Source organism: Paenibacillus sp. GP183 (genome assembly GCF_900104695.1).
GTDB lineage: Bacteria > Bacillota > Bacilli > Paenibacillales > NBRC-103111 > Paenibacillus_AI.
Genome location: NZ_FNSW01000001.1, coordinates 4,962,258 through 4,976,036, shown reverse-complemented (window position 1 = coordinate 4,976,036; position 13,779 = coordinate 4,962,258). Strand labels below are relative to the sequence as shown.

Genomic DNA, 13,779 nt, shown 5'->3' with positions numbered 1-13,779 from the left:
TCACCTCACTTCTGGAACTTCTACGACATACACTTCGCGGATGTGCCTGAACGAAGCCTTCGGCTCCACGAGCACCTTATGCGTAATGCCAAATTCACCAAGACCGATGGACACGATTTTTCCGATCTCAATGCCGTTAGGAAATACGAGTCCGAGACCCGAAGTAATTACGGTATCTCCTACCTGCATGGGGTCAGCCTGGTCGACCTTGTTCATCACCAAATTGCCTGTCTTCACATCAAAGCTTTCGATCATCCCGAAGGATTGGCTCTCTCTTCCCTTGACCGTAACGGCTATCGCCTTGGAATTGCTGTCTGTATCATTGATTTCCGTCAGCAGCTGAACATTCGAGTAAAATTCCGAAACCTGATTGATTCTGCCGACTAAACCGTCAATGGTCATGACAGCCATGTCCTTCTTGATTCCGTCCTTCTGTCCAAGATTAATCGAAAGTGTATTGTTATAAGGATCCGCATTCACAGTGACAACCTCAGCTATGCGATATTTATAATTGTTAGCTTGCTTTTGACGCTCGGTAAAGCCCAGCGCATCCTTAAGCACCTTATTTTGCGCTTCAAGCTCATTGAGCTTTTGCGTATCTCGCGCATATTGAGTGAGTGTCAGCTTCAGTGTTTTATTTTCCTCATAGATGACACTCAATTGACGGATGTCCTCAAAGAAACCTGCTATGTATGCGGCCGGTCTATAAAATAATCCTTGAGTCCAGGATACAGTATCTTTGACAAATTTCTCGGGCATGGTCATTTGAGCGCGATTTCCAAGCGTTAATCCCATCAAAATAAAAAAACATACCAATCCTGTCAGTAAAAATATTAATCTTTTATTCCCCATGAACTTGAACAAAATGAACACCTTCTATATTAAACTTAACGCTTGTACCTCGTGGTAGGTCCGGATTTTGTTTTGAACAGATGGATATTTTCCAATGCTCGTCCCGTACCGATAGCCACGCAATCGAGTGGATTTTCGGCAACGATCACAGGCATACCCGTTTCCGACGTCAGCAAACGATCCAAATTGCGCAGCAAAGCTCCGCCTCCGGTCAAGACAATTCCGCGATCCATAATATCCGCCGACAGCTCGGGCGGGCATTTTTCCAGTGTGACCTTTACGGCATCAACAATAGCATTTACTGTGTCAGTCAGGGCTTCCGTGATTTCATCCGAGGTGATACCCAAGGTTTTGGGCAGGCCGGATACGAGGTCGCGTCCGCGGATTTCAAACGGTTCCGGTCGCTCTAAAGGCAGGGCTGAACCGATTTCCATCTTGATCTGCTCCGATGTTCGTTCACCGATCATTAAATTATAAGATCGCTTGATATATTGGGTAATGGCTTCATCCATTTCATCCCCGGCGATGCGGATCGAACGGCTGGTTACGATTCCGCCTAATGAAATAACGGCGACTTCGGTGGTGCCTCCTCCGATATCCACAACCATGCTGCCTGTCGGTTCCCAGACGGGAAGATCAGCACCAATCGCTGCCGCGAACGGCTCTTCGATCGTGTAAGCATCCTTGGCGCCGGCTTGCTTGGTTGCATCCTCAACGGCGCGCTTCTCCACCGCTGTAATGCCGGATGGAACGCAGATCATGACGTTTGGATGCCGCTGGAACAACCAACGGTCCTTCTGCGCCTGTTTTAAGAAGTAACGGATCATCGTCGCTGTGGTCTCAAAATCAGCGATCACTCCATCTTTCATAGGGCGGATAGCGCGAATGTTACCGGGTGTGCGGCCGATCATTCTTTTGGCAGCATCGCCTACTGCTTCAATTGTTTTTGTATCTGTACGTATGGCAACCACAGAAGGCTCCCTTACGATAATTCCTCTGCCTTTTACATATACCAAAGTATTAGCCGTACCCAGGTCAATTCCCAAATCCTTGGTGAATCCTCCAAACATAGATGATACTCCTTTCCCGTTGTTTCTAGTCTAAGTCTTTTCATATGTGCGTGTACATCTTTTTATTATATTACATAAATCCTTGCTCCTTCAAACTTACGAATTTGAAGTCTCCGATAATGATGTGATCGAGCACTTCAATGCCGATGATGGAGCCGGCTTCGACAAATCTGTGCGTGAGCTGAATGTCCTCCGGGCTAGGGGTGGGATCACCGCTGGGATGGTTATGTACGCATATTATGGAAGCGCTGCTTCGTTTAATGGCAGCACGAAAAACTTCTCTCGGATGAACGATCGAGGCATTCAAGCTGCCCATCGAAAGCGTTTCCTGGCCGATGACATGGTTCTTCGTATTCAGAAAAAGGCAAACGAAATGCTCCTTTTGCAGATAGCGAAGCTCCTCCCTCATCAGATTCGCAACACTTTCCGGAGAGCGTATCGTGACCGCTTCATTATGAATGCTGCGAGCCAATCTTCTTCCAAGCTCGATGCTGGCCTGAATTTGCAATGCCTTCGCATCGCCAATCCCCTTAATTTGCGTCAGTTGATCCTTGCTCATATCGACAAGATTGCGAAAATCTCCACATTCGCTCAATATACGTTGGGCGAGTGTTACGGCCGACTCCGAGTATGTTCCTGTTCTGAGCAAGATAGCTAACAGCTCGGCGTTGCTTAAAGCTTGAGACCCGTATTGAAGCATGCGCTCTCTGGGTCTTTCTTCATTTGGAACCTCGCGCATGTTAAGACTGTTTGAATCCATGAATTCCCCTCTTCCATTTGGTAGATTGTGTAGCTTTTAATAATGCCATTCATTATAGCATTATTCGACTCCTTTCGGATACCAAAGAAGTCACTTTTCCCTTGTTAAGTAAAATAATGGGTTAATTGGCAAAAAGAAAAAGCTCCCGGCCATTATGGACGAGAGCTTTGATTAAAGATCGAGTTAAATATTTATAATGGATTGGGTATTACCCAATTGCATGATTTGCCTTCGGACGCTCCCAATTGTATGCTTCTCAAAATAAGATTCCATTTGCTTTTCCGCATCTCCAAAAATGCAGTCCATCACCTTTTCCATATTTGAAGCGATCATACAAGACTGATTTTCATCGCCTGAGCACCAATTTGGCTTGAGTGAGCCCTGCGATGTGAGTCGATAAATTTCGGCCAAGGTAACTTTGTTCGGGTCACAGTCGAGAATAAACCCGCCGCCAATGCCTTCTTTGGTTCGAACATAACCGGCCTTGCGCAAAAAACCCATAACCTTGCGTATCCGTGCAGAATGGGTGGCTACATTACAGGCAATTTGTTCACTGGTCGCCATATTGTCAGTTTGATGCGCCAAAAATACCAAGCTGTGTACGGCAATGGTAAATTCACTGTTCATGGCTTCCCCTCCTTGCTGGATGAGCTTTATGCATACTGTTATTGTAAGCGTAACAGATCAAATCGTCAATATTCCTCTCGTTTAGACATGTAAATACCGCAGGTTTTACTTTGTATTTACTTCAAAAGGATCAATACCAAATTTTTGCAGCATCAAATAGAGGATATTAAGGGGCAGGCCCATCACACTGTAAAAATCCCCTTCAATCTTTTCAATCAAAACTGCTCCTATGCCCTGAACACCGTATGCTCCAGCCTTATCCAACGGTTCGCCTGTTTCAATATAACGCTTGATTTCATTTTCGCTTAACGGTCTGAAAGTCACCTTGCTAACCGTATGACCAACCATAATTTCCGGATTGCCGTTTGTCGACTCTGATAAGATACGATACTGACCCGTATTTCCAAGGTATATGATATTATCAGATGTCCCCTCTTGATCAATTGGCTCCCCAATTGCATGTCCATTCCTAGCAGCAACGATGGCTACTCCTGTAAATACCATGTGCTGCTTTCCTTGCAGCTTCGCAAGCATGCTATAAGCATCTTTCTCATCTTGCGGTTTTCCTAATACTTCATCTCCAAAAACGACAATTGTATCTGAACCAATAATCAATCCGTTATCGTAATGTGAAGAGACAGACTTGGCTTTTCTCAAAGCAAGCATTTCAACCATCTCTTTTGGCTTAGTGCCCGCAGGTACGGACTCATCTTCCCTGCTCGGATGCGTTTTGAAATTCAGGTTTAACCCTTGCAGCAGTTCTTTTCTTCGTGGTGAAGATGAGGCAAGGATTAATTCTTTGGTGCGGCTCGAATGCATAAACCCACTCACTTTCATGGAATGAAGATATAACCGGATTACAATCTGCGAAAAATAAAGAAGGCTCCGACAAGACCTAATATGCTGCATAGATTTAGTTTAACCTGCAAATGAAAGTCATATTTCAAAACATCCAAATCCGCCTTCGGCTCCCAGCTGATCGGTACCGATTTGGTCAGAAATTGCGCAGCCGGAACGGATTCCAGTAAATGGCCTAAAATGATTCCGGTAATAAGTCCAATCACCAAGCACACAATAAGCGTAAAATTACTTTTTTTCATAGTTGCCTTCCTCTCGTTCATCTATCAGAAAGTATACAAGATTTAGGAGTGAAGGGCTACAAAAAAACACCAAGAAGATTACCCCGTGAGGGTTCACTCCTTGGTGCTCATATTGGTACTAAGAGATTCGAATCTCTGCAAGCAGTTCCTTTTGCGTAAGAATATACTGCATCAAAGTGGATTGGGTTTGCCACAGCATTGCCGCAGAAGGATTCTTTTTGTAAGCTTCCATAGATTGGACAGAGCTGTTTATAGCTGTATTCATCTGGTCAATAGATGCTTTTATTTGTTTATCCATGCCCTCGTTTAAGGTGGCAGTCAGAGCAGTGAAGGCTTGATGTGCCGAAATAATGCCTTGTAAAGTGGAATCGTCCAATGTGGTTTGCTTCGTTTCCGCCAAATGCACAAGTGTTAATCCGCCAAGCATCTGAATCATCTTATCACCTTGGGCCAGGTAGGCTGCGAGAGCCTCGGGTTTGGTGCCGTTCCAGCGAATCGACTTTACCCCCGGCACATCGACATTTTTAATGAGAACGTCCAGCTTTTGATCCTGCATCTGCTGACTAAGCGATAGAGCATCATCCCGATTAGCGGCAAAAGCCATGAATACCGTGGTCTTGTCTCCCTGCTGCAAGGCTGACGAAAAGCCTTTCTTCTTGAGGTTAGCTTGCGCATTTTGAGCGCTCTGCAGGGAACTGAAGACGCCATGCTGCAAGAAGGCATAGCTCTTTGCAGCTATGTTTATTGCCGCTGAGCTAGCAGTTCCGGCTGTAGATACGGAAGAAGAAACTGCTTTTGCTTGATCTGCAGGGTTCTGATCTCGAGCCGTGTCTTTAGTTCCTGAAAGAGCACCTTGACTGCCTTGTGCAGCTTGAGAGGTTATCTTCGCTTGAGAAATTGCTGGGCTTTTATCTGCAGGCAGATCGCGGTTCGTAAACATCGAAAGGACGAAAAAACCAAACGCTACTCCCGTTATGAGTGCCGCCGCAACGGATGCTGCAATACGAAACCACGGTGTTGCCGATGAGCCTTTGACAATCCTGGTATGTGATTCAGGACCCGCATTTTTCTCGTTATGGTTCCAAGAAGACCATAATTCCGGGTCCAATTCCGGTCCGCGTGCATCTGGACGATCGGATGCTTTCTTCACAGGCTCATACGCGCTTTCCCTGATGACTCGCTCAATTCGGTCACTTTCAGTTTCATATGGGCTGTTCCAACTGCTGAACTCCTCCCGGAACGTATGGAGCGTCTCAGGCTTCGTCTGTTCCTCCACGAGTTGAAATTCGTCTTGATATAATGGGATAACCTTATCCTCTTTAATGGGAATTCCCTTTTCCCGGCTTCCGTTGTTACCGCGAGTTTGATCAAAACGATAAGTGATTCGCGCCTTATTCATTTCATTGTCTCCTTGTCCCAATCTTCTATATGACTAGACTATGAATAAGAGAATACAAATATGAACAAAGTTGAAGCAAAGCAAAATAAGTTGAGAAAAACTTTTACTTCTTTTCAAACAAAAAAGACCGCTTAAGCCAATTGCTTAAACAGTCTCCCCTTTACCCGATTGTATCATGCTTCTTTCGCAGAGCTTTGGCTAAACCGTCCGCCGCCTTCCAAATATCGCCCGCTCCCATGGTCAGCACCAAATCACCGGGCTGTACATGATCAATCAAATACTGCAGCACTTCATCCCGTGTCGGGATATGGATGGCGCTTGAATTGCTGTTTTGCTTGATGAGCTGGGCAAGCTTTTCCGAGTCAACACCTTCAATTCTTTTCTCCCCTGCAGGCGAATAAATATCAGTAATGATGACCTCATCCGCTTTTTCAAAGGAACGGCTGAATTGCTCAAATAAGTAATAGGTTCTTGTATACCGCTGAGGCTGAAACACAGCGATGATCCGTTTGCCAGTAGCTTTGGCAGCGCTGATCGTAGCTTGAATTTCAGTCGGGTGATGTGCGTAATCATCGATGACAAGGATATCCCCAACTTCTCCAAGCACTTGAAACCTTCTTTTGGCGCCGCGGAACTCATGAATAGCTGCTGCGATGGCTTCAAAGGGAAGACCTGCCTCCAAACAAGTGATGATGGTTGCCAGAGCGTTGTATACATTATGTTTGCCAGGCACAGACAAATGAATTTGACCAAGCAATGATCCTCGGTAAAGTACGTTGAACGATACTTGACGATCTCCCAGTCGGATATCTTCAGCCGTGTAGTCAGCTTCGCTCTCGATGCCGTACGTGATGACTTCGCTTTTGATTTGCGGAATCATCACGCGCAGATGGGAGTCGTCCTGGCAGACAATCGCTTTGCCGTTTTCCTTCACCTGACTGAGAAATTGCGCGTACGCCAGCTTTAAATTTTCAAAATCGCCATTGTAATTTTCCAGATGATCGGCTTCAATATTGTTCACAAGCGCAAGCGTCGGATGATATTGCAGGAAGGTGCCGTCACTCTCGTCCGCTTCAGCCACAACAAATTCGCCTTTTCCCGCCTTGGCGTTACTGCCGACGTTCATAATTTCTCCGCCGATAATATAAGTCGGATCCAGTCCGGCAAGCTCCATGACGAGCGCGATCATGGAAGAGGTTGTCGTTTTGCCGTGAGCTCCAGCGACCGCGATTCCTTTTCGTTCATTCATTAAACGACCCAGCATTTGAGAACGGTGGATAATCGGAATTTTCAAATCTTCAGCTGCCTGCATCTCAACATTATCCTTGGACAAAGCCGTAGAATAAACGATCAGATCCGCCCCGCTTACATTCTGGGCCTCATGGCCGATAAATACTTTTGCTCCTTTAGCGGTTAGCTTTTCAGTCAGCTCCTGCTCAACCAAGTCGGATCCGGAAATCCGGTATCCCATTTCCAGCATAACCTTGGCAATGGCACTCATGCCGTATCCGCCGATGCCGATAAAATGCACGTGTTCGGTTTGATTCACGCTGTTCTCACCATCCTTTTTCAGAATCGGTTTGATAGTAAACCCAAGAACGAACATCGGAGATTAAATACAGCGTGCCGGATACGACAGCCAGATCATCCTGCTCAGTTCCGCTTTTAAGAGTTTCCAGCGCCTGCTTCCAATCAGGCTCGATCAGCACTTCCACCTTCAGCCCAAGCTCGCGAATTACCTTATGAGCTGCTTCGGCGAGTTTGGAGGCATCTGCCTTTTTATGAAAGTTCGGCTCTGTAAGGATGAGCCTATCCGCCAATGGTAGTATATGCCTTAAATAGCCCGTATGATTCTTGGTAGACAGCATTCCCATCATAAAATGAAGCTTTTTGTAACGGTATATATGTTTAAGCGCAGCTGCCAACGTTTCGGCGCCCTCCGGATTATGAGCACCGTCCAGAAGAATGCGCGGGCTCCGGGAAACCAGCTCCAGCCTGCCCGGCCATTTCGTCTCACTAAGTCCCTTATAGAGGTGCTCGTCATCCAAAATCAAGGCATAATATTGACGAAGAACCTCCAAAGTCATGATCGCGACTGCGGCATTTTTCAGTTGGTGCTCACCGTTCAAAGCGACAGGAACCCCTTTCAATTCACGGAAAGGCCCGGAAAAATGAAAGGATTGTTTATCGAGCTCATACGATAACGGTTCATACCGAAACTGACGGCCAAGTGAATATAGGGTTGTTTGTTTGCTCTTGGCCGCCTGCTCAATGATGGCAAGCAGTTCGGGCTGCTCAACAGCTGTGATTACAGGGACGCCGGCTTTGATAATTCCTGCCTTTTCGGCCGCAATCTGCTCTAAGGTATCGCCCAGAATGTCCATATGATCATGACCGATATTGGTAATCACGGAAACAATCGGAGTTACGATATTGGTCGAATCGAGTCTCCCGCCAAGCCCGGTTTCCCATACAACAAAATCAGGAAAAGCCACTCTCGCAAAATAAAGAATCGCAAGTACCGTGGATACTTCAAACATCGTCGGAGAGCCGAGCTCGGTCTCAGCAATTTCTTCGACGATAGGTTTTAGTTGATTCACCAAGTTGATCAAATGATTTTCCTCAATATCCTGGCCGTTAAGCGAGATGCGGTTCGTGTATCTCTCCAGATAAGGCGATGTAAACATCCCGACATCATATCCGCACTCATGAATAACCCGGCTTAAGTAGGCGCAGGTTGAACCTTTTCCATTCGTTCCGGCCACATGGATAAATTTCAGCCTGCGTTCCGGATGGTCCAGCTTTTCCATTAACAGCTCCATCCGGTTCAGACCGGGCTTGATGCCGAAAGGCACCAGCTTCACGATCCAATCGACCGCTTCCTCCCCGCTTTGAAATGGGGCAAGTCCCGCAGCAGCTTTGCTCATAGTCTCATCCTCTTCTACTATATGAATCACAATTTGGGTGTTGTTAGGCAATTCCATTAATTATAACGTTAGCCCTTCAATTCCGCTAATCTTCCTATCACTTTATCCCGTTTATCCGCATAATCGGATAGTTTGGCTTTCTCTTCCTCGATCACTTTGGCCGGGGCCTTGGCTGTGAACCCTTCATTGGAGAGCTTTTTCTCAATACGCTCCACTTCCGTATACAGCGATTGAAGCTCTTTTTCCAATCGGGCTAGCTCTTGATTAATGTCAATTAATCCGGCGAGTGGAAGAATAAGCTCTGCACCTGTCACAACGGCTGTCATAGCCTTTTCAGGAACAGTCAGGTCAGTGTTGACCTCCAGTACCGAGGTATTGCAGAAACGGCGAAGATAGTCTTCATTTCTACCCAGGATCTCTTGCATTTCATGATTTGAAGGCTTGACTAGGAGCTCAATCTTCTTGCTCATAGGCACGTTCACTTCGGCTCGAATGTTGCGAACGACTCTTATGATGTCCATTAAAATCTCCATTTCGCGAAGGGCTCCAGTCGCTTCAAAGCTGCTGTTCTCTTGAGGCCAACCGGCCAGCGTGATGGTGTCTCCCTCATGCGGCAGATGCTGCCAAATTTCTTCACTGATGAACGGCATGAACGGATGAATCAGACGCTGGGTTTGATCCAGTACATAAGCGAGCACCGATTGTGTTTTCTTTTTGCCTGCCGCATCGGTGCCATAAAGGCTGAGCTTGCTAAATTCGATATACCAGTCGCAAAGGTCATCCCAAATAAAGTTATACAGCAAGCGGCCGGTTTCGCCGAATTCATATTGATCGATAAGCCGCGTGACCTCGCGAACCGTTTCATTCAAGCGGTGCAGAATCCAGCGGTTGGCTGTTCCAAGCTCGCCGGAAAGGTCGATATCACTTGCAGCCACGCCTTCCAAATTCATCAGGGCAAAGCGTGAAGCATTCCAAATTTTATTGGCAAAATTCCGCGCTTGCTCTACCCGTTCCCAGCGGAAGCTCAGATCCTGGCCAGGCGTGCTGCTTGTCGAAAGCATATAGCGCATGGCATCCGCGCCATACTTCTCGATAACCTCGAATGGGTCTACACCGTTGCCTAGTGACTTGGACATTTTTCGGCCATCCTCATCACGCACCAGACCGTGAATCAGCACGTCCCTGAAGGGGATCTGCTGCGTGAACTCGAGACCGCTGATAATCATCCGCGTTACCCAGAAGCCAATAATATCGTAGCCGGTTACAAGGACGCTGGTCGGATAAAACCGCTCCATATCCTCCGTTTTTTCAGGCCAGCCCAGAGTCGAGAACGGCCACAACCCAGAGCTGAACCATGTGTCGAGCACATCATCGTCTTGACGTATGTTCGTGCTTTGACAGTGTGAACATGCTGCAGCATCTTCCCGGGCTACAGTAATGTCTCCGCAATCGGCGCAATACCAGGCTGGGATACGATGGCCCCACCAGAGCTGGCGGGAGATGCACCAATCCCTAATATTTTCAATCCAGTGTAAATATATTTTCTCAAAGCGATCCGGAACAAAATGGACGCCTTGGCCTGATTTTTGCGCATCAATCGCTTTATCGGCCAAAGGCTTCATGCTTACAAACCATTGAGTGGATAAATAAGGCTCGATCACTGCGCCGCTTCGCTCACTATGCCCCACTTGATGGATGTGATCTTCAACCTTGATCAAAACACCCTGCTCCTTAAGATCAGCCACAAGCTGTTTGCGACAGGCAAAGCGATCCATCCCTTGATAAGGCCCGGCATTGGCGTTCATCGTGGCTGATTCGTCCATGACCAGCACTTGCGGAAGGTTATGGCGCTTGCCTACTTCAAAGTCATTCGGATCGTGCGCAGGAGTGATTTTTACTGCACCGCTTCCAAATTCTTTTTCCACATACTCATCAGCGATAACAGGTATTTCCCGATTTACAATCGGCAAAATGAGCAATTGGCCAATGAGGTGCTTATAGCGCTCATCTTCAGGATGAACGGCAACAGCCGTATCACCGAGCATGGTTTCAGGCCGTGTAGTAGCCACTATGATGGAACTTGAGCCATCTTTGGTCTTGTACTCCAAGTGGTACAGATGTCCATGTACCTCTTTATGTTCCACTTCGATATCCGAGAGCGCTGTACGCGCCGCCGGATCCCAGTTGATGATATAATTCCCGCGGTAAATCAGGCCTTTTTCATAAAGGCTGACGAACACTTCGCGAACCGCTTTGGACAGCCCTTCATCGAGCGTGAATCGCTCACGTGAATAATCCAGCGAAAAGCCCATTTTGGCCCATTGCTCATGAATCCTTTCCGCGTAATGCTCCTTCCATTCCCATACCCGTTCCAGGAACTTGCCGCGTCCCAAATCATAGCGATTCACGCCTTCTTCGCGGAGCTTTTGCTCCACTCTGGACTGCGTAGCAATTCCTGCATGGTCTGAGCCCGGCATCCATAATGTATCATAACCCTGCATCCGCTTGGCGCGTATCAAAATATCCTGCAGTGTACAGTCCAGCGCATGCCCAATATGAAGCATCCCTGTCACGTTTGGCGGCGGAATCATGATGGTATACGTCTTGGCGTCCGGACGATTGCCTGCTTTAAAAAATTCATTTTGGATCCAATAGTCGTACCATTTCTTCTCCGCTTCCTTGGGGTCATAGGTAGTCGGCATTTGACTTTGTACTTTTGTTTCATTCGTTTCGGACATGATATTACCTCCGGGAATTTTTCAGAATAAATGGCGAGATACAGGCTGAAACCCCAATGTCCTCTGCATGAGAGGATTCCAAGCATCATGAAAACGTCAAAAAACCTTTCGCCCCGCAAAGGACGAAAGGTTTAGCTTCCGTGGTACCACCTTCATTTCATGTTCAATCCACAGAGGGGTTGGGCATGACTCTCAAACAGATAACGGCTGTGGCCGGCAAACGCTAGAACCCAGATTGCTTCAATTGGGAGGCAAGCTGCATCGTTCACGTTTACAACTCAAGGGCGACTTCGAGCATTTGCTGTCTGCGGAACCTCTCAGCGCTACAGTTCCACTCTCTGAAGGGCAAACGATCTACTACTCCCTATCGACGTTTCCAAAATATTGTACAAATGATTTACAACATATCATAGCGAACATTTGGGATGGAGTCAATAATTTCACATATTTTTGGGCTTATCTCCATTATGGACGTGATCCGCGATATTTATGCCATGGGCCTGCATGAAAGTAAAAAAACTACGACAGCATAATCAACTAACTGTTCAATAAATTCCATTTATGCTCTAAGTCGTTGAGGTAGCCTTCGGTATTGCGATTAAACTTTTTACGTAATATGACACAGGTTAAACGCTGGTCCCACTGTGCTTTCCGTGCTTTATAACGACTAAAGGAAACGGAACGCAGTCGTGAAATCACATGCTCTTGACGAAGCGCATCGTTCACCAATACGATCATTTCACCATTGCGTACGATGTAGCTGTTCCAGTTACGAAGTCCTGTAATTCGACGGTGACTAGCCTTCGTCTGTCGAAAGAATTGCTCCAAGTCATTATTTGTTCTTGGAATGTAATAATGATCATAACAAGTGAATAGACCTCTCCAAAACCCTTTGGAAAAGTTGAGTAAATTGTTAACCATGAGTTCGTCATTCTCAAGCGTGTAGGTTTGTTTTACCCAATTCAGTAACATTGATAGCTCCCATTCAACCGTCTCGCTAGTTTTATCTTCACCAGGGGTAAGGATAATGGCGATATAATCCATCGGTTTCATTAGCCGCGATACGGCTTCATAAACAGGATTCATTTCATCTATTTTGCTGAATATTCTGATAATATTTTGAAGCAAACTAGGCTCTTTTTTTACTCAAGCATCTTTGTAAAGAAGCCTGAATCGCTTGTGCACGTTCATAAATCATTAATCCAGGAAGCTCCAATGGTGGATCTCCGTCTTCTAGGAGCAAGGCTCGGACAGCTGCCACATATCCCTTGGCAATCTGCGCTTCGGTAATTTCAGCAGTTTCCGAATCTGGCTGTTCCGTTTTCCCCGTCTCGGATGCTTGGATCTCAGCCTGTTCTATTTTTCGTTCGATGTCCCGAATCCCGCGCATGCTTTTTTTGAGTTCCATTTTTAATTTACGATCGGCTTCGACAATGGGTTTGGCTATGTCCTTCAGATAATGGTACTGACAGTATTGGTAAGGCACATCCGGTAACAAGGTCTCAAATGCCAGCCGAATGGATTTTTGCCCGTCACTTACAATACCTACAATTGGATAGCCCAACTCCATGATGGGTTCAATGAGCGTCTTCAGCTCTTCTGCCGTTCCGCTCTTCATGTTTTGTGCAGCGAGTACCGTGCCGCTGAATACTTCGCGTAGGACATATAGAGTTTCATTCCCTTTCTCAGGCTGAACGCCATCCATCGATAAGATGACGCCGCCATTTTGTTCGGTAGTCTCTGCAAGTACTTTGTTTACATGATCATCCAAACTCGCAGAAAGCAACGTCTGATAGCGTTCGTACAAATTTTGAGCATGCCTTTCACTCGTTGGAATACCTCGTTCATTCAACGCATCAGCAACTTCTTTAACTGTTCGATGCTGCTTAAAGCGCAGTTCTCCAACGAGAGCAAGCACATCATATCCATATGAGGAATGCTTCATGCTAAGCATCTCAGCTTCAGCAGATTTATACGCAACTCCTGTATGTGTACAATCTAGATTTTTGCAAGCATAAGCCATACTCCATGCATGGATGATTCCGTTTGTTGTGACAATCTTTTTCTCCCATGCTGTATGGGTTCTCCGCAATTTTGACTCACAGTGCGGACATTTTTTAAACTCAGGTCTGAAGTAAACTCTGGGCGCAGCACCCAATCTATTTTTCTCAAGCATTAAGGTCATCTCCTACAATAAATTCTGACCTTTATACTTTCGATAAAAGATTGGAAATTCCTGCTAGTCAATCTTGCTGTCGTAGAAAAAAAACAAAAGCTCAGGAACATGAGTCCTGAGCTTCATTCCA

Annotated in this window: 12 protein-coding genes; all 12 read right to left on the bottom strand. The window is 46.3% G+C overall.

From position 1 onward, the window contains the following. The 12 genes from mreC to BLV33_RS24615 all read right to left on the bottom strand — a co-directional run bounded on the left by mreC (position 1) and on the right by BLV33_RS24615 (position 13,649). The gene (mreC, locus tag BLV33_RS24670; protein ID WP_253187159.1) at positions 1-864 is read right to left on the bottom strand and encodes a rod shape-determining protein MreC; all 864 of its coding nucleotides are present in this window, start codon (positions 862-864) and stop codon (positions 1-3) included. A 23-nt stretch (positions 865-887) separates the two neighbouring features. Beyond that, positions 888-1,922: a rod shape-determining protein gene (locus BLV33_RS24665; protein WP_090797936.1), complete on the bottom strand. Its 1,035-nt coding sequence runs from the start codon at positions 1,920-1,922 to the stop codon at positions 888-890. 70 nt (positions 1,923-1,992) lie between these two features. After that, complete coding sequence (radC, locus tag BLV33_RS24660) at positions 1,993-2,682, bottom strand: RadC family protein (protein WP_090797934.1); 690 nt, start codon at positions 2,680-2,682, stop codon at positions 1,993-1,995. 183 nt (positions 2,683-2,865) lie between these two features. After that, positions 2,866-3,309: an RrF2 family transcriptional regulator gene (locus BLV33_RS24655; protein ID WP_090797933.1), complete on the bottom strand. Its 444-nt coding sequence runs from the start codon at positions 3,307-3,309 to the stop codon at positions 2,866-2,868. A gap of 105 nt (positions 3,310-3,414) precedes the next feature. Further along, positions 3,415-4,128: a Maf family protein gene (locus BLV33_RS24650; RefSeq protein WP_090797931.1), complete on the bottom strand. Its 714-nt coding sequence runs from the start codon at positions 4,126-4,128 to the stop codon at positions 3,415-3,417. 38 nt (positions 4,129-4,166) lie between these two features. After that, entirely contained in the window at positions 4,167-4,409 is a 243-nt protein-coding gene (locus BLV33_RS24645; RefSeq protein ID WP_090797930.1) for a DUF4321 domain-containing protein, read from the bottom strand. A gap of 118 nt (positions 4,410-4,527) precedes the next feature. After that, on the bottom strand, positions 4,528-5,808 hold the full coding sequence (locus BLV33_RS24640; protein WP_090797928.1) for an SPOR domain-containing protein: 1,281 nt from the start codon (positions 5,806-5,808) through the stop codon (positions 4,528-4,530). A 160-nt stretch (positions 5,809-5,968) separates the two neighbouring features. Continuing rightward, the gene (gene murC / locus BLV33_RS24635; protein ID WP_090797927.1) at positions 5,969-7,357 is read right to left on the bottom strand and encodes a UDP-N-acetylmuramate--L-alanine ligase; all 1,389 of its coding nucleotides are present in this window, start codon (positions 7,355-7,357) and stop codon (positions 5,969-5,971) included. Between the two features lie 7 nt (positions 7,358-7,364). Further along, positions 7,365-8,735, bottom strand: a complete 1,371-nt coding sequence (locus BLV33_RS24630) for a bifunctional folylpolyglutamate synthase/dihydrofolate synthase (RefSeq protein WP_090797925.1) — start codon at positions 8,733-8,735, stop codon at positions 7,365-7,367. 68 nt (positions 8,736-8,803) lie between these two features. Beyond that, the gene (locus BLV33_RS24625) at positions 8,804-11,473 is read right to left on the bottom strand and encodes a valine--tRNA ligase (RefSeq protein ID WP_090797924.1); all 2,670 of its coding nucleotides are present in this window, start codon (positions 11,471-11,473) and stop codon (positions 8,804-8,806) included. Between the two features lie 537 nt (positions 11,474-12,010). Further along, complete coding sequence (locus BLV33_RS24620; RefSeq protein WP_090788281.1) at positions 12,011-12,601, bottom strand: hypothetical protein; 591 nt, start codon at positions 12,599-12,601, stop codon at positions 12,011-12,013. A 1-nt stretch (position 12,602) separates the two neighbouring features. Further along, on the bottom strand, positions 12,603-13,649 hold the full coding sequence (locus BLV33_RS24615; RefSeq protein ID WP_253186956.1) for an ogr/Delta-like zinc finger family protein: 1,047 nt from the start codon (positions 13,647-13,649) through the stop codon (positions 12,603-12,605). Positions 13,650-13,779 lie beyond the last annotated feature (130 nt).